This window comes from Lyngbya sp. CCY1209 (assembly GCF_055795065.1).
The window spans coordinates 15,626-32,786 of the sequence record NZ_JAYFER010000638.1 but is presented as its reverse complement, the minus strand read 5'-3'; the positions used below and the strand labels follow the sequence as shown (position 1 = coordinate 32,786).

The 17,161-nt window shown below is 55.1% G+C and carries 17 protein-coding genes; 1 reads left to right on the top strand and 16 read right to left on the bottom strand.

Annotation, left to right across the window (positions count from 1 at the left end; translation table 11 throughout):
- Nucleotides 1-30 precede the first annotated feature (30 nt).
- From AC0QHF_RS24635 to AC0QHF_RS24600, 8 genes are all read right to left on the bottom strand, one after another.
- Nucleotides 31-330 (bottom strand): hypothetical protein, encoded by a 300-nt coding sequence (locus tag AC0QHF_RS24635; protein WP_324706913.1) that lies wholly within the window; start codon nucleotides 328-330, stop codon nucleotides 31-33.
- Nucleotides 330-665: a hypothetical protein gene (locus AC0QHF_RS24630; protein WP_324706912.1), complete on the bottom strand. Its 336-nt coding sequence runs from the start codon at nucleotides 663-665 to the stop codon at nucleotides 330-332. Before AC0QHF_RS24630 ends, AC0QHF_RS24635 begins: the two co-directional genes overlap by 1 nt.
- Before the next feature lie 83 nt (nucleotides 666-748).
- The gene (locus tag AC0QHF_RS24625; RefSeq protein WP_324706911.1) at nucleotides 749-1,792 is read right to left on the bottom strand and encodes an aromatic ring-hydroxylating dioxygenase subunit alpha; all 1,044 of its coding nucleotides are present in this window, start codon (nucleotides 1,790-1,792) and stop codon (nucleotides 749-751) included.
- A 60-nt stretch (nucleotides 1,793-1,852) separates the two neighbouring features.
- The gene (locus AC0QHF_RS24620; RefSeq protein WP_324706910.1) at nucleotides 1,853-3,685 is read right to left on the bottom strand and encodes an N-acetylmuramoyl-L-alanine amidase; all 1,833 of its coding nucleotides are present in this window, start codon (nucleotides 3,683-3,685) and stop codon (nucleotides 1,853-1,855) included.
- Between the two features lie 61 nt (nucleotides 3,686-3,746).
- The gene (locus AC0QHF_RS24615; RefSeq protein ID WP_324706909.1) at nucleotides 3,747-5,060 is read right to left on the bottom strand and encodes an O-antigen ligase family protein; all 1,314 of its coding nucleotides are present in this window, start codon (nucleotides 5,058-5,060) and stop codon (nucleotides 3,747-3,749) included.
- A complete protein-coding gene (locus AC0QHF_RS24610; protein ID WP_324706908.1) occupies nucleotides 5,060-5,905 on the bottom strand; it encodes a YaaW family protein in 846 nt (281 codons plus the stop codon). Before AC0QHF_RS24610 ends, AC0QHF_RS24615 begins: the two co-directional genes overlap by 1 nt.
- A 196-nt stretch (nucleotides 5,906-6,101) precedes the next feature.
- Complete coding sequence (nusB, locus tag AC0QHF_RS24605; RefSeq protein WP_324706907.1) at nucleotides 6,102-6,731, bottom strand: transcription antitermination factor NusB; 630 nt, start codon at nucleotides 6,729-6,731, stop codon at nucleotides 6,102-6,104.
- Nucleotides 6,732-6,764: 33 nt separating this feature from the next.
- On the bottom strand, nucleotides 6,765-7,508 hold the full coding sequence (locus AC0QHF_RS24600) for a DUF502 domain-containing protein (protein WP_324706906.1): 744 nt from the start codon (nucleotides 7,506-7,508) through the stop codon (nucleotides 6,765-6,767).
- A gap of 585 nt (nucleotides 7,509-8,093) precedes the next feature.
- Here AC0QHF_RS24600 and AC0QHF_RS24595 point away from each other — a divergent pair.
- On the top strand, nucleotides 8,094-8,606 hold the full coding sequence (locus AC0QHF_RS24595) for an REP-associated tyrosine transposase (protein WP_324706905.1): 513 nt from the start codon (nucleotides 8,094-8,096) through the stop codon (nucleotides 8,604-8,606).
- 751 nt (nucleotides 8,607-9,357) lie between these two features.
- Here AC0QHF_RS24595 and AC0QHF_RS24590 read toward each other — a convergent pair.
- The 8 genes from AC0QHF_RS24590 to AC0QHF_RS24555 form a co-directional block, all read right to left on the bottom strand.
- A complete protein-coding gene (locus AC0QHF_RS24590; RefSeq protein WP_324706904.1) occupies nucleotides 9,358-9,777 on the bottom strand; it encodes a PEP-CTERM sorting domain-containing protein in 420 nt (139 codons plus the stop codon).
- 137 nt (nucleotides 9,778-9,914) lie between these two features.
- Nucleotides 9,915-10,859, bottom strand: a complete 945-nt coding sequence (locus AC0QHF_RS24585; RefSeq protein ID WP_324706903.1) for an RNA polymerase sigma factor — start codon at nucleotides 10,857-10,859, stop codon at nucleotides 9,915-9,917.
- A gap of 698 nt (nucleotides 10,860-11,557) precedes the next feature.
- A complete protein-coding gene (gene hpsP, locus AC0QHF_RS24580; protein ID WP_324706902.1) occupies nucleotides 11,558-12,751 on the bottom strand; it encodes a hormogonium polysaccharide biosynthesis glycosyltransferase HpsP in 1,194 nt (397 codons plus the stop codon).
- A 188-nt stretch (nucleotides 12,752-12,939) separates the two neighbouring features.
- Nucleotides 12,940-14,196: a rod shape-determining protein RodA gene (gene rodA, locus AC0QHF_RS24575; protein WP_324706901.1), complete on the bottom strand. Its 1,257-nt coding sequence runs from the start codon at nucleotides 14,194-14,196 to the stop codon at nucleotides 12,940-12,942.
- A gap of 196 nt (nucleotides 14,197-14,392) precedes the next feature.
- On the bottom strand, nucleotides 14,393-14,743 hold the full coding sequence (locus AC0QHF_RS24570; protein WP_324706900.1) for a VOC family protein: 351 nt from the start codon (nucleotides 14,741-14,743) through the stop codon (nucleotides 14,393-14,395).
- Between the two features lie 19 nt (nucleotides 14,744-14,762).
- On the bottom strand, nucleotides 14,763-16,043 hold the full coding sequence (coaBC, locus tag AC0QHF_RS24565) for a bifunctional phosphopantothenoylcysteine decarboxylase/phosphopantothenate--cysteine ligase CoaBC (protein ID WP_324706899.1): 1,281 nt from the start codon (nucleotides 16,041-16,043) through the stop codon (nucleotides 14,763-14,765).
- 9 nt (nucleotides 16,044-16,052) lie between these two features.
- The gene (gene isiD, locus AC0QHF_RS24560) at nucleotides 16,053-16,265 is read right to left on the bottom strand and encodes a protein IsiD (protein ID WP_324706898.1); all 213 of its coding nucleotides are present in this window, start codon (nucleotides 16,263-16,265) and stop codon (nucleotides 16,053-16,055) included.
- A 76-nt stretch (nucleotides 16,266-16,341) separates the two neighbouring features.
- A complete protein-coding gene (locus AC0QHF_RS24555; RefSeq protein WP_324706897.1) occupies nucleotides 16,342-16,965 on the bottom strand; it encodes an alpha/beta hydrolase in 624 nt (207 codons plus the stop codon).
- Between the last annotated feature and the right edge of the window lie 196 nt (nucleotides 16,966-17,161).

Sequence of the window (17,161 nt, the reverse complement as noted above, 5' to 3'; positions counted from 1 at the left end):
GCTCGTTCGGGACATTTTGTCTATTTTGCCTCAAATTTTCGGATTGTGAAGTGAGATGCGATCGCGATCGGATCTCGAAAAAATTCGCATCGAGGTGCTGATTTCCCGAATCCGTTCGATCCCCACCCCCATCGAATGCATCAAGTTGGGCAAATCCTCCAAGAGGTAGTCCAGGTCGATTTCCGCCGCATTGTGGATCAGGTTTTCCCCCGGTTCCGGATAGGTTTCTCGATACAGTTGCAAATGCCCGATCAAATCTTCCAGGTAGTCTTCGGCGGCATTCAAATTGCCGGCGATGAAGCCGAGGGGATTGTTAATTTCGTGGGTCATTACGGTCGCAGATAGAGGGCGGCGATTTTGGATTTCTTCCAGTCGATAAAAAACTCGGCTGCGAGTTCGTTGGCGAGGGCCGATTCGCGGATGTATCGATTTTTTTTTGCCTCGGCGATCGCCCGATCGTAAAGGTCGATCGCCTCGCCGAACTGTCCGGATATCCGGGCGAGTTCCGCTTTCACCAAAAAATATTGATGCCGATAATTTTCCGGGTCGTCCCCCGCCAAGTTTTCTAACTGTTTCAGATGAGCTTCAATCCGAACCTGTTTTTTGAGATGAGGGTGAGTTAACAACGCCAGGGACTCATAAAATATCGATGGATTTGATGTCATGGATTCTCCGAGGACTACCTGATATCGCACGGCCCGTCCCCGGAGTCGGGGAGGGCGACAGAAACGGTTTCTACCTTCTTTTATTATGCCGAAAAGCCGTGATTCCGGATCGATCGCCGCACCGCCGCGATCGCCGGATTGAGTTCCCAACCCCGCCGTCCGGGGTTTTTCTGATAGGCTTGCTGTTCTTCTTCGATCATTTTGACATCCTGTTCGACGAGCCCATCGAGGAGTTTTTGGGCGGAACCGAACAGGCGATTTTTGACGAACCGCCGAAAGGGAATCGGCAGTTTGTGCAGCCTCCGGAAGGCGTGCAGGGAGGTAAAATGGATCAAATAGGCGCGGGTTTCCGTCAGGCTGACCGGACAGATCAGGCAGTAAATTTTGAAGTCTTTGCCGAGGGTGGAAACCCAGTGGGGATAGATATAGCTGACGGTGAGGGGTTCCGGGTGCAGCCGCCGCAGGGCGGGGAAAAAGAGTTGGGAGATCGACCAAATTTTATCGATTTTATAATAGCTTTGGGCGTTATAGTGGGCATCGACGCGATCGCCCGTTTCCACAATATTCTCCAGTTTGGCATCCGTCCAAGCCTGCCAGTCCCGGTGCAAATGTCCGTGGTACATATCCATCAGGTTTTCGACTAAAAATGAATAGTGCGATCGCACCCGAATCGTCGAGACGGTGGCGATATAGTTCAGGTGCTCCCATTCGGGAATTGCCATCGGTTCGACCGCCGGTTCTTTCTCCCCCGGAAATAGCCAGATCAACCCGTCCGATTCCCGCACCGGATAGGTTTTGATTTGACAATCGGGCAGTTTTTGGTTATCCTGTAAATAAGGGATAAAAACACAATTTCCGTCGCGATCGAACCGCCACCCGTGATAGACACATTCGAGACTGTCCGCGATCGCGCTCCCGTGACTGAGTTTGACCTGGCGGTGGGGACAGCGATCTTCGAGGGCGTTAATTTTCCCCCCGCCATCCCGAAATAAAACAATGGGTTGATCCCACAAAACGACACCAACAGGGCGGGCTTTCACCTCCCCGCTGCGGGCGACGACATACCAGCGATGGGGGTCGATTCCCAATTGTCGGATATCGGCGGTTTCTTTAGATATTTCGGCCATGCGATCGCGTCTCAATTCTCAGTTCTTGATCTTAGGCGAATCCGGCTTATTCAAGAGGATTTAACCGTCGGTTTTCATCTCCACCCACTCGACAATCCCATCAGCCAACGCCGCCGCCAACTTCCGCTGTTCCGCCGGATCGACGATCCATTCAAACTCTTCGGGATTGATCATAAATCCCAATTCCAACAGCAAAGAAGGCGTCACCGACGGGCGGGTTAGGGCGAGATTATTCCAGAACACCCCGTAGGACGGGCGGTCCAATTTTTCCACCAAATAATTGTGGAGGAAAACCGCCAAACTGTGGGCTTGGGGGTGATACCAAAACATCCCGACTCCCTTGGTGGCGATCGCATCTCCATTATCCGGCAAAGCATTATAATGAACCGAAAGGGACAAATCCGGCTCCTGTTCTTCGATCATTTCCACGCGATCGTGGGGCCACAAATCCTCCTCGGCTTTGCGGGTCATAAACACCGTCGCCCCCCGCTGGATCAGTTCCGCCTGCAATAAATAAGACACGATCAAATTCACATCTTTTTCGGGATAACCCGTCGGCCCCCTCGCCCCCAAATCGTTCTCGCTGCCGTGTCCGGGGTCGATCAAAATCCTGATTCCATTTAACGGTTTATCCCGGCGAATGGGGGCGAGAAATCCGTCCGTTTCCGCATCGCTTCCCACCTCTGGGGGATGTTTGATAGACAACACCAAAGTCGTCCCCTCGTAGCGGACTTTATAACCCCACTGTTGGGGGGTTTTGAAGTGGAAGGTATATTGAACCGCTTCCCGGGGTTCTCCCATCGGCGACAGGACAGGTTTCCAATCCATCCGTTCGATCAGGGGACTGTCGTCGAAGCGGATCGTGTCAGTTTGGGCGATCGTATTGTACAGGGTGAGGGTGAGGGTGCGATCGCCCTGTTCGACTTCGATGGGTACGGGCACCTGGAGGGGAAAAGAAACCTCCGTCCACTCCCCGACCCGGCGGGCTCCGGCGCTGCGGATGACGGAATTGGGGGGGGCAGGTTCGGTGACGATGCGGGTTTCGTCAGCTTTAATCCAGCCGCCATAGTCCAGGCGGAGATAGTCCCCCTCCCGTCCGGTGATGCGGGCGCGGGTTCCCTTGGGCAGGGGGGTGAGGCGGGAATAGGTGGTGCTCGGTCCGGTTCTGGCGACGCCTGCCTCGGCGGTGACTTCGGCGACTTCAAATTGGGTGGGGGAGAGGACGGACACGGTGCCGGGGGCGGTTTGGGTGACGGTTTCCCCGCCGAGGGTGAGTCGATATTCCGGTTGTCCCCAGGCGATCGCTGTTTCGGCTAAATCACTATTGGGGGAAATCGTCGCGCACCCCCGATACCGTCCGGCGGGGGTGGCGATGGGTTGGTTGTTCCCGGTGAGGACGGCTTTGTTGTCGGGAAGTTCGGGAATGGCGGTTTCCGCAAATAGGGGGATGGTTTGGCCGGCCAATTGGACGGATACGGTAGCCCCGGGGGGTGCGATCGCGCCGAAACAGAGGATTTCCCCCGGCAGTCGGGCGATATCCGCCGCGGGTGTCAGGGATTCGGGGACGAAGGCCACGCCGTCGGGGACGGGGGGTTGGTTCGATAGGCGGGTGATGGTGCGGCGAATTTCGCCGTCCCCGTAGCGGATGATAAATTCATTTTCCCCCAATTCCAGGGGGAAGGTGGGGGCGAAATGTCCCCCCGGGCTGCGGTCGATCGCTTCCCCATTGATTAAAACTTCCCCTTCGGGGGCGGCACTGCCGATCAGAAAGATGCGATCGGACCGGGTTTTGTGTCCCTCGGGGGGATAGGCCAGAAATAACGGCTGTTGAGCCCATGCCGGGGCTGCGATCGCGATCCAACTCAACGCTGCCAATCCCAATATCCGTTTCATCACCGATCCCGAATTTCCTATCCTCACGAAATTAGATTATAAGTTAAAAATGAAAAGTTCCCTATTCCCCATGGATCATAGACCCTTCCCCATTCCCTTCCGCCACACCGTAAATCGCCGCCAACAGCAGCCACCCCAAAGCGTTCACCCGCAAATCGAAGATCGTCACATCCGCCAAATTGAACAGGATACAGGCGCCGAACGCCGCCAAATAACTGAAGAAAATTAAACGTTCCCACCCGTCTATTTTTCCCTCCGATAAACGCCGGACTCCGACCGCAAAAACCCACCCCACCCCGGCGAAAAATGCCAGAGTTGCCGGAATTCCCACTTCCGCCGACATCATCAACAAAAGATTGTGGGGGTGTCCCATCCAAACCCCCATTTCGGCCTCGTAGAGGGGGGTGAAATTTCGCAGTCCCCACCCGGTCATCGGGCGTTCCCGGGTCAGGTCCGCCGCGAATTTCCACTGGGTGATTCGCAGGGTTTCCACGGGGCGATCGAAATTTTGATCCGTCAACCGCTGCCAAAAATAGGCGGGCACCACCACCCGCAACCCCTCCCGAACCGGCGACGGGGCGAAGGCGGCGCCTCCGACGGCCGCGACAACGACTCCCACGATTCCCAACAGCCAATTCCAACCCAAATACACCGCATAGGCTAAACTGACGCAAACTGCCATTAGCCAAGCGTTGCGGGAGTTGGTGACGAGTAAACCCACCCCGGTGGCGAGGACGGCGGTGCCCGCGGCAGCTAGGCGGACGGTTTGGGGTACTTTTGCCAGCATTTCCGGTGGTTCGGGATTTTCGACCCACCCCAATTCCTGAATCAGCAACGCCGAGGCGAGGGCGAAAATAATGACCAGATAGGCGGCGAGGATGTTGGCGTACATGAATACTGAAGACATCCGGTCGGGGGGAGATCCTCCGGCTTCCAACACCCAACCCAGAATTCCGCGTAGGGCTTCGATGCCGGACCAGTTGAAAAATTGCTGTCCGAGGCCTAAGATCACCACGGGAATGGCCGGGATGGTTAATAGCCAAGACAGCCATTGCAGTTGGGCGGGAGTTCGGATCAGAACTGCCAATCCTGCAAATAGGCCGAAATAGGGGATAAAATTGCCTAATCCCAGGAAGGCATCGGCGCGATTTTCCGCGAAACAGGCGGTCAACAAAAATAGCCCCGCGACTCCCAGCAGTGCCCGGATGATGGGTCGGTTGAGGATTTGCGAGTATCGGCGTTTCCAGGTGAGCACCAGTGCCAGACCGATCGCGATCGCCCCGAACGTCGGCAGCAGGGGCAAAATGAGGACTCCCAACTGCGTCCAATTCCAGGGTTTGTGCAAATCGCGATCGCGGTGGGGTTGAAACAGCATCAGGCCATCTGCCAACTGTAGTCCGAACGGGTCAGCCGAATTTGGGCTAGGGCGAAAATGGTGGGGATGATGCGGGCGTAGTTGGTGGAAATCGCCCGCCAGCCGAGATCGGCCAGAAACCAGGTCCACAACACCGGACCCAAAAATCCCAAAACGCTGCGGGTGACGCCGTAGCGGGCGGCGGTGACGGCCATGCCCCGGTTGGCGGCCTGGACGGCGAGATGTCCCTGGATTTGGGTAGCCGCGGCCGCCCCGCCCCGGATCAGGGTTTGTCGGGCGACCTGATATTGGGCAAAATGGAGGGCGAACTGGCGGGCGATGTGTCCCAGCAGGAAGGGCCGGATCAGGGAGCTGACGGCCAGGGCGCTGCCAGCTTTGAACAGCAACCCCAGGGGATCTTTTTGAACGGAGATCGGCAGGGGTGTCATGGGTTCGGATTTGGCCAGGGCATCTTGAACGCGCCCGGTGAGGGCCTCTTGTTCCGAGGCGGGGAGGCGCTTCCAGGCCCGACCCAACAGGGACAGAAAGATTTCCGCTTCCAAATCGGTGGTGGAGAGTTGTTTGGAATAGGGGATTTTCAAATAGCGGCAGACCTGGATCAGGGCTTGGCGGTAGGTGACTTGGCCGGTTTTGCCCCGCAACACGGTGATGCCGTCCGCGGCCAGGTAGCGGAAACGCCGTTCCAGGGCGTCCAACCAGGCATCGCGATCGCGACTCTGCACGTCGATGGGTTGGGGCGTGTTTACATAATCTAACGGATTGAACCGGCGGCCGAACAGAAGTTCGGTGAGTTGCTGCAACTCCTCTTCTGTCGCCAATTCCAATGCTGCTCTCAGTTCATCCAAAATCGATGCCCTCCTCAGCCGCGGATGAGATTATACCCATATTCTAGTGCGAATTTGTCCGCCCAAAACCAATTGTCCGCCGCTCGGACTCGCCCGGTGTGGGGACGAGGGGATTTTAGATTTTAGATTTTGGATTTTAGATTTTTCCCGACTCCCTAATACCGACTCCCGACTCCCCATCAATCCCGACTCCCCCTCAAAACGGGCGAGATTCCGCTTTCAGGCGATCAACCACCCGACGCAGGACCCCGTTGATAAACCGGTAGCTGTCCTCGTCGCCGTAGCGTTTGGCCAGCTCCACCGCCTCGTTGACGGCGATCTGTTCCTTGGCGCCCAAATGGAGCAATTCGGCCGTGGCGATGCGGAGAATGTCGCGATCGATGCGGGGCAGGCGGTTCAACTGCCAGTCCACCATCGCCCCTTCCAGGGTGCCGTCGATCGCCTCCCGGTTGTTGTTGATTGTCATCAAAATTTCCACGGCATAGGAGCGGACGTCCTCCTGCTTCGCGAGTTGGATCAGTTCCGGCAACTCCACGGCGGTCCCCAAGCGGTTGATCGCCACCTGGGCCAGCGCGATCGCCTCCCCCACCATCGTCCGGGCACTGGGCAGATCCGCGGCCCGGGTTTGGCTGCTCAACAGGCGATCGTTCCCCCGCTGCAGTTCCGCCATCGCGGTTTCCAACGATTCCTGCCCCTCCAGGGTGAGGGTGCGGACGGCGGCGAGGACGATATCTTCGATTTCTTGGGTTTCGAGTCGTTCGGGGGCGGACGGGAGTTGGCTCATCCCCAACAGGGCGAGTTCTCTGGCGGTTCGGCGAGCTTGCATGGCGATCGGTGTAAGTGGTAACTGGAAAAAAGGCTAATCTCGGACGCTCAATTCTTGTTCTTCTCGGGCGACGGTTTGTTCCCGGTTTTCCTCGGAGAACACCGCATCGAGGGGAGTTTCGATGGACGGGGCGGTGCCGGGTTTCAGGGGGGTGGACGCATTGACGATACCGCCGGAGACGATAATTTTGAACGCTTCTTCGACGGAGATGGACAGGTCGATCGCTTCGTGGCGGGGGACGATCGCGTACCAACCGCTGGTGGGGTTGGGGGTGGTGGGCACGAAAACCCCGATCGTGTCTTCCGGAAGGTGGGATTGGATGGAACTGTCCGCCGCCCCGGTCACGAATGCCAGGGACCACACGCCCCGCCTCGGATATTCTATCAGAACCACCCGCCGAAATTTGTCGTTGGAGTCCCGCAGCAGGGTTTCGAGGAGCTGTTTGAGGGTTTTGTACACCGACCCGGCGAAGGGAATCCCCTGCAAAATCTGTTCGCTGAGGTTGAGCAACCACTGGCCGGCGATATTTCGGGCCATCAAGCCGATGAACAGGATGCCCAGCAGGGGGACGGCCAACCCGACCAACACGTTGAGCAGGTTGACGAGGATGGGGTGCAACCCGTCGAAGGGGTTGAGTTGTTTGGGGATGCGGGTCAAAAATTCGATCACCGCACTGGCGACGGTGATGCTCAACCAGATCGTGGTGGCCAGGGGTATCACCACCAGCAGACCGGCGATCAGATCGTTTTTTAAATCCTGCTTCAGGTTTTGAAACACGGGGTGTCCACTCTCCTCATTAAGACGACGGGTTGACTCCACGGATCGGGAGCTTCCGGGGAACTCGGGTTCGTTCTCCCCATCCTATTCTGAACGAACGTAAAGAAATGTTGCAAGGCGATAATGACTAGAATACCTCAAACTCCGACTTTGAGGAGCCTGTGAACCACCAAACTCGGCTTCCGGCGATCGCAACCGAGCCGCTACGCTCAAGCACAATTTGAGCTGTGTCAGTCCAGTAGGGTGGGTTAGGCGACTCAAACCCAGGCTGTGATGGCAATCTAGCAATCCGCCGTAACCCACCGTTTAAGGTGTGTCGGTCCACTACCTATGATGGTGTCGCCCCCGGTCGGGTGTGTTGCGGCTTCGATAAATCATGGGTTTTCACGATAAATGTTGACCTAGCCGCAACGCACCGCCAACTGTGGATGGTGCGATGATGATATCAGAAACGGTCGTGATGGTGGAAATGTGGGGGCGGTGTTGACGGCGATTGTTATTTTCTGGTGGCGCACGAAGGTTTATTGTCGCCGTAACACACCCTACCTATCATAATAATATTATCGCAAGTTTCGACTGATTACAATGGCAGAATATCGGCGAGAATATTGGCAGGGGGCAACCTATTTTTTTACACAGGTGACGTGCGATCGCCAGCCTTGGCTGTGCGACGATATTGCGAGGGTAGCGTTGCGACAGGCGATCGCAACAGTTCGCCGTAAACGTCCGTTTCAAATCGATGCTTTTGTCTTACTACCCGACCATTTTCATTGTTTGTGGACGCTACCAGAAAACGACGGGGATTTTTCAACCCGAATGCGTTTGGTCAAAAGCCATGTAACCAGAGCGATCGGCGATCGCTTGAATTTGGAGGCAACAATAACCGCATCGCGAAAAGCCCGTCGGGAACGGAATTTATGGCAACGGCGGTTTTGGGAACATCGGGTACGGGACGAACAAGAATTTGCCGCCTATTGTGATTATATTCATATTAACCCGGTGAAACATGGGTTATGTAAATCACCAACAGATTGGCCGTGGTCGAGCGTTCATCGGTTTATTCAACAAGGCATTTATCCCCCCAATTGGGGCAGGTAGCAGGTAGGGTGTGTTGCGGCATCGATAAATCATCGGTTTTCACGAAAATATTGACCTAGCCGCAACGCACCACCCCCACTGTGGATGGTGTCGCCCCCGGTAGGGTGTGTTGCGGCATCGATAAATCATGGGTTTTTACGACAAATATTAACCTAGCCGCAACGCACCACCCCCACCAAAAAACCCCATAAATAAATATGTGAATTCAACCCAAAATTGAATTCGGGGTTCCGTGGATGGTGCGTTATGCGGAAATATCATTGATTTGTCACCATTCACATTTTCTGACCGCATAACACACCCTACCTATGATGGGATCGCGCGATTTGGAATGGTGCGTTATGCGGAAATATAATTGATTTGTCACCCTTCGCATTTTCTGACCGCATAACACACCCTACCTATGATGGTATCGCCCCCGGTAGGGTGTGTTACGGCGGGGATAAATGATGGGTTTTGACGCAAATATTGACATCGCCGCAGGGCACCACCCCCACCGAAAAATTCCATTAATAAATATTGGTTTTACACAGACAAAACCGACCCAGAAAAACATATTATTTCTGGGTGTTTGTGAAATTGGGATGATGTGATGATGATTTTATAAATGACCGTAATGGTGGAAATGTTGAGGTGGTGCGTTACGGCGATTTCCATTTTCTCGTGGCGCACGAATGTTTATTGTCGCCGTAACGCACCCTACCTAACTTCCCTACTCATTTGGGTTGTGACAAGGTGGGCGTTCAAACAGTTAGGCTTTTGCCTTTTTTCTGCTTCCCAGCATAAAACCGCCCAGTGTAATCAAACCTAGTATTAGGCTAGGCTCTGGGACAGAGACCATCTCCGCCCCATCTCCTGACCCCACTCCGCTGATGGACTGCCCTAGCTCGTCTCCTGTGGGACTGTTCGCGGAGTTGTCTGGAGATTCAGAAATTTCATCTGACCCCTCTGCGCTGATGGACTGCCCTGACTCGTCCCCTGTGGAACTGTCCGCAGAGTTGTCTGAAGATTCGTCGAAATCAAGAAAATTTAAGCAAAAGGGAATAGGGCCAAAAACATTTCTGCATTCCTCATAGGAGCCGAAAGCCAGAGCAGAGGGTTGAGAGGCGATCGCCATTGTCATTCCCAAAGTCAAAGCCGCACACAATTTTTGAGCAGTCTTAACCAACATTATTTCTGACCTCATCAACAATTTTGAACAATTCAACAAAAAAGTAGGATTGACTTCATCGCTCCTTCTATTTAATAAGACAGTTTTGGGTGGCAGTTTGTGAACTTTTCTGCCTCAAAATAGAGAAAATTTCTTTCTTAAGGAGGACGACAGGGCCATTTTCCCGATAACAGGGTCATTTTTTCCGTAGGTAAGCTGCTGGGAACCGGAACCCAAGGCCCCCTGAAAGGCAAAGAAAGAAGCTGGGTTCCACCAAATACCGATCGCCCCTTGCCGATTAACCTTTTTTTCCCGCGTCCAATCTGGCCTGACGCAAAATAGCACCAGACCCATCTCCCGGGCAATTCAAATCTATTCTTAATCCGAAGCGATAACCTTGCATTGGCAAAGATAGCCCCGACTGCCTGGGGTCGAAGAATCAAGGCCAACTTACTCGATCGCAATTTAGATTTGAGCCAGGGTTCGGGACTTACGCACAAGGAACCAAATTTGGAACTTTGAGATTGCTCTCCCCTCGGCAACGACAGAAATGACCGTTGGAGTTCCTCTTTTGGCCTCAGTTCTGCTGGATTAAGCCTTGTTGGGTTCCGTTTCGCTTCATCCAACCTACCAGAGGCCGGTTCCCCCACCGACAACTCATCCGCACTCGTCTCTTCCACATCCGTTGCCAACGAAGAACCAGAGTCCTCTGTCACTCCCTCATACTCATTCCATCGCTCTCGCAAAATGGCCCTGGCATTAGAAACCCGCTTGCGGGCAGTCCCCTGAGAAATCGCCAACCGTTCCGCTATCTCCTTGTAAGACAGCTCCTCCTTCCAGTAGAGAAAAAAAGTCTCCCGCAACTTGGGAGATAAATTATTTATTTCTCCCTCAAAAAATAATTCGAGATCTTGCCGCATAGCGGCAAGATCTGGTTCTTCTTCCTGGCTAACCCATAGCTCGTCCTCAACGTCACAGGAAAATAGGCGATCGCGCTTTTTAAGCAGGTTCGTGCAAAGATTATTCACCAATCTGACCAACCACGCCTTCACATTATCAATAGGTTTGCTGCTGGTTCGCCAACCCTCCCTAGCCCTAAGCATAGTTTTGACGATAAATATTGACCTTGCCGCAACGCACCACCCCCACCAACAAACCCCATGAATAAATATGTGAATTTAACCCAAAATTGAATTCGGGGTTCCGTGGATGGTGCGTTATGCGGAAATATCATTGATTTGTCACCCTTCGCATTTTCTGACCGCATAACACACCCTACCTATTATGGTGTCGCCGCCGGTCGGGTGTGTTTAGGCATCGATAAATCATGGGTTTTGACGATAAATATTGACCTTGCCGCAACGCACCACCCTCACCAACAAACCTCATCAATAAATATGTGAATTTAACCGAAAATTGAATTCGGGGTTCCGTGGACGGTGCGTTATGCGGAAATACCATTGATTTGTAACCATTCGCATTTTCTGGTCGCATATAGCAGTGTGAAATGATTCGTGAAAAATCGATCGACTCAAAGCCCCCAGTATTGGGGGTTTGGGGGCAAGACAATTTTACAAATGGTTTCCGATTGCTATAACACACCCTACCTATGATGGTGTCGCCCCCGGTAGGGTGTGTTGCGGCTTCGATAAATCATGGGTTTTCACGATAAATGTTGACCTAGCCGCAACGCACCGCCGACAAACTTAGTCGCAGGACATGACTCTGTTGATTTCCATGTTTCCCGAGGCTGAAATTGCCGACCTGACGGCGGCAAGTGATATTAGCAATTTCGCCATTATTATTGACGCTGACGGTAGCGGAGAATGTCTTCATAAGCCCCAATCATCTGCTCGGCGATCGCACCCCAACTGTAATGTTCCAGAGCGTAATCGCGGGCGAGAGCCCCCCGCCGCCGCAACTCGTCGCGATCGCCGAGTGCCGTCTGAATCATTGTCGCAATTTCGTCGATCTCACAATTGCTCACCCATCCCCCTCCTGCCTGTTCCACCTGCGGCCAAATGTGGACGCCGTTGGAAATCGCCACCGCCGTCCCCGCCACCATCGCCTCCGCCACCGCGATGCCGAAATTTTCGTAGTAGGAGGGCAACACAAACAGGTCCGCCACCTGCAACAGGGCCGTTTTTGCCTTTCCCGTCACGAACCCGGTCAGCGTCGTCTGTCCGGCGAGGGGCGATCGCGCGATCCGCTCCCGAATCTGGCGATCGTAGTCCGGATCTTGGGGATTCGCCCCCGCCAGCACGAACCGGAACCGTCCCCCCCCGTCCCAAATCTTCTCCAACGCCGGAATCAACAATTCCAACCCCTTTTTGGGTTCGACACGGGACAAAAACAAAATCAGTGGCTCGGTTTCATCCCCCTTCACCTGCAATTGATTCAGATAATCCCCGACATCCGCCACCGGTTCCGGCGACTCGACCCCGAGGGGAATCACCAGATCCCGCGTCTCCGCCCCGAACCGCTCCGAAATTTCGGCTTCCCGTTCGCTGGTGAAATGCAACGCCGCCGCCCCCGCAATGTTCGCCCCTTCCAATAACTTCACATATACCTGTTTGAGTCGCTTTTTCTTGCGGAGATCGGCGGGATCGAGGGTTCCTAAAGGGCGCAGAATGTAGGGTAATTGTCGCGTCCGGGCCACCGTCGCCGTCGCCGTACTCAGGGGAGAAAAGAGGGCGTGAATGTGGGCTAGGTCGAATTCTCCGGCATTTTGCCACAGCCACCCCAGCAGTTTCGGGGAAAACTTGTAACGCCGGAAGGGGGAGCAGCGAAAATAGCGGACTTGGTAGCCATCTTGGGGGACGGGGCGATCGAGGGGTACGTCGAGGGGCGGCTGGCCGCTGTCGCCGTTGGAGTCGGTGGTAACAACGGTCAGGTCAACCCCCCGATCGGCCAAGGCTTTGGAGAGACTCCGCACCATTTGGCTCGGGCCGCCGTAGACGAGGGAAATGGAGGGAACGATCTGTAAGATCCGCATGGAGAATTTTAGATTTTAGATTGTAGGGGCGCAAGGCTTGCGCCCTAATTTCAGATTTCCCGTTGGAGGAGAAGTGCGGAGGTATCGGAATTAGAAATGAGAATTTTCCCTCTTCTCTTTTCTCCCTACCCCCTACCCCCTACACCCTACACCCTACACCCGACTCCCGACTCCCGATTCCCGACTCCCTAAAAAAATCGGCGTCGCTGCCGGAAGTTGGCGACGGACTCCACCAAACCGATCGCGATAAAATTGCTCAACAGCGCCGATCGCCCGTAACTGAGGAAGGGGAGGGGAATGCCCGTCACCGGGGCCAGTCCGATATTCATGCCGATGTTGACGAATACCTGAAAGATCAGCATCGAGAGCACCCCGATGGCGATCAGCGAGCCGAAACTGTCTCGGGCAGTCTGGGCGATCGTCACCAGTCGCAGGCAGATGAACCAAAATGCCACCAACACGATGATACAACCGATAAAGCCCAATTCTTCCCCGATCGCCGAAAAGATAAAGTCCGTGTGCTGTTCGGGAATAAAATTGAGCTGGGTTTGAGTCCCCTGATACAGTCCCCGGCCGTACAACTGTCCGGACCCGATGGCGATCCGGGATTGGATCAGGTGGTATCCCGCCCCCTGCGGGTCATTTTCGGGGTTTAAAAATCCGATCAACCGCTGCTTTTGATAGTCTTGCAGCAGGTCCCAGAACATATGTCCCACTTTCCCGGCTCCCAAATTCACCCCGAGGGCCATCGGGCCGGTCAGCCACCGCCAGGGCAGACTCCACCACCCCACGAACCCCATCGACACGGCCCAGACAATCCAGGCGGGTTCGTAGACGTTGGCGAAAATGGCCGCGAAAATCGGAGAAATCAGCAGCAGCAGCCAACCCGGATGCACGTCGCCCCAGTACAGCATCCCGAAGGTGATGGCGCCGAAGATCAGGGACGTCCCCAGGTTGGGTTCGATAAACACCAAGCCCCAAGGTACGGCGGCGATCAGCAGCATTTTCACCATGTCGGGGATGGCGGGGGTTTTCAGGTTGTTGAGGAGGGCCGCCAACACGACGATAATTCCCACCTTCGCGAACTCCGAGGGCTGGACGTGGAAGCCGCCGATGTTGATCCAGCGCTGCGCCCCCAGGGCGGTAGTGCCGATGAACTGCACGGCGATCAGCGGCAGGATGACACCGATGTAGATGACCCACTTCCACGCCAACAATTTTTCGTAGTTGCTGCGGGCGATCGCAAAGGCCAACACCAACCCCACGCCCCCCGTGACCCAGTGTTGCCACCAGTCAGTCAAGCCTTGGTTGAGTTCCACGCTGCGGATCATGATGCCCCCCAGTACGGTCAGGCCGACGCAGGTGAATAACAGCCACCAGTCCACTTCGGCCCAGGCTTGCAGGGGCGATCGCCGATAACTTCCCAATCGTACTCTTTGAAACATACAATTTTGATAATTGATAATTGATATAGCGCTGCTAGAAGAGGGTGTAGGGTGTAGGGTGTAGGGTGTAGGGATAGGAAATTCCCTTGGGATAAGGGTTTCGAGGTTTGTCCCCCTGGAGGGAACTGTAAACACGCCAGCGCGCACTGCTATAATTATCAATTGTCCCCACACCCCACACCCCACACCCCACACCCTAATTCGCGGGTTCGTACAGGTATTCAAAGGCGTTGCCGTCGGGGTCGCGGCCGTAGAAGGAGGCCGTCCCGTCCCGGTGGTCGTGGATCGAACTCACCTGTACCCCCCGTTCTTTCAATTCCCGGTAAGCCGCCTCCATTTCAGCGCGATCGTCGAAGATAAACCCGAAGTGGGGTCCGGCCTGGTCGTAACCGGGACTCAGCAGGGCCAGTCCGTCGGACCCGGCTTTCAAATAGGCCCAGTCGGTATCTTTCCAAACCAACTTCATCCCGAGATTTTTGTAAAATTTCGCGGCCGCCTCGATGTCTTGGACGCAGATGGCGACGTGCCCGAGTCGCTTCAACTTCATTTTCAATTCCTTCTCTCTATCAAGCCCAGCCCCGTTCGGGACTATCCTGAATAAAATCTAACAGGTAGTGGGCGAGTTGCAACTTGCTGCATCCGACGATATCGAGTTTTCGCCCGGTGGAGTCGAGTAAAATCGCCTGGTTGGTGTCGCTGCCGAAACCGGCATCCGCTTTGTCGATGGGGTTGGCGACGATCGCATCCAAGTTTTTCCGCCGCAATTTCTCCTCGGCCGGATGCAAGATATCCCCCGTCTGGGCCGCAAATCCGATCAATTGTTGATTCGCCCGCTTCCGCTGTGCCAATTCGCTGATAATATCGGTCACCGGTTCCAATTTCAGTTGTTCGGGGAGCGATCGCTTCGGCAATTTTTCCGGGTGGAAAGTGGCCGGCCGCACGTCGGCCACCGCCGCGGCCATGATCGTGATGTCGGCCGTGGGAAAGGCCTCCGACAGCGCCTCGTACATCTGTCCGGCGTCCGTCACCCCCACCAATTTCACCTCCGGCAGGGAACTCAGCGCCTCCACGTCCATCGGGCCGTGCACCAGCGTCACCTGGGCTCCCCGGTGGACGGCGGCTCGGGCGATCGCGATCCCCATTTTTCCCGTGGCGGGGTTGCCGATAAACCGCACCGGGTCGAAGTGCTCCCGGGTCCCCCCCGCCGAAACGAGCACCTGTTTGGTCGCCAGATCCCGCTTTCCATTGGTGTGCAGCAGGGAATTGATGTGGGCTACAATTTGCTCGGGTTCAGCCATCCGCCCCGCCCCGAACGCGGACATTTCTTGCGGGTCCGCCACCTCCGGCAGGTCACAGGCGAGGACGCCCGCCACCGGGGTAATACTATGGACGCGGCGATCGCTCAAAATTTGCTGCCAGTTGCGCTGTACGGCCCGCTGCTTCCACATTTCCCGGTTCATCGCCGGAACCAGCAGCAGGGGACAGGTGGAGGCGAGCACCGTGTTGGTCAATAAATTATCCGCCATCCCCGCCGCCAGTTTCGCCAGGGTGTTGGCCGTCAGCGGCGCGATGACGAACAGTTCGGCCCACTCCCCTAACTGGATGTGCAGGGGTCGGCCGTGGGTGGGTTCCCAAAAGTCGCGATCGCTGTAGGCCCGGTGGCGGGATAATGTCGCCAACGTCAGGGGTGTGATAAATTGTTGAGCCGAGTCCGTGACGACAATCCGGACTTCGGCTCCCAATTTGGCCAGGGTGGAAACCACTTCGCAGACTTTGTAAGCGGAAATTCCACCACCGACCCCGATCAAAATGCGCCGTTGCAGCGCACAAGGGTTGATTCGTCTCATCCTTTGATCTTACGCTTCGTCAAAGGCTTCGAGATCTAACAGGTGTATGTAAGGTTCCACCAACTCCGGACGCTGAAAGGCGATCGCTCTGAGCAAATGCCAGTCCTGCAACCCCTCGAAGGCATTGCTGTAATTATCTCCCTCCAAACGGGAGGCTAACTCTGCCACGTCATCTGCCGTGAGTGTGGAAATCTGGGGTGAGGATCGGGTTAACATTTCCATCTTGAATACCTCCAGTGCAGTTGCATTTGCATCGAGCCGTCGGGTTTCGGGCGACTCCCCCTCCTATACTAAGGGGTCAATCACTCTTCGACAGAATCTCCACAACAAAACTTTGTATTCGCTCCAGAGCCTCCGGGCAAATTTCGTGACCCATATTGTATTCGTGATACTGCACCGCCGCGCCCAAATTTTGGAAAGCGTCCCGCGCCTGGTGGGAGGCTTCCAGGGGGACGACCATATCCCGTTTTCCGTGGGCCATCAAAATCGGCGGCGGGGGTGTCTCTTGGGGTTCGGGCCGGAAGTGCAGATAACCGCTCAACACAACCAGACCCGCGAAGGGCATCGTCCGCCCCACGTCGAGCACCATCGCCCCCCCCTGGGAAAATCCCCCCAAAATGGTGCGGCTTGGCGGCACCCCGGTGCGTTCTTCCAGGGACCCCAACCACTCGGTCAGTTGTTCCCGACTTTCCGCAATTCCCCGGTAGTCCGGCGTTTCTAGGGCGTACCACGCCCGCCCGCCGGGGACTTGGGGGTGGGGAAAGGGCGCTTCGGGAAATTCGTACCAGTAGTTCGGCCGTTTCAACATCGGCGCCAGAAAGGTCAGATCTTCGCAGTTGGCGCCCCAGCCGTGCAGGAAGATCAGCAAACCCTCGGGCGCTTCCCCGCTTTTCGGTTCGACGGTGTATGAATGCAGGGTCATAATTGATAATTGATCATTGACAATTGATAATTATAATTTTTTAATTTTTTTTGAGGTGCGGCGGCGACTAAATTTTGCGGGGGGCTTGATTTTTGACTTGACTTGTGCTATCTTTTTTATATAATGGGAATATTTGGTAAATTTTTATTTTTGCAACCACTCCCATTATGAAGGATGATATTCCAAAATCTTATCA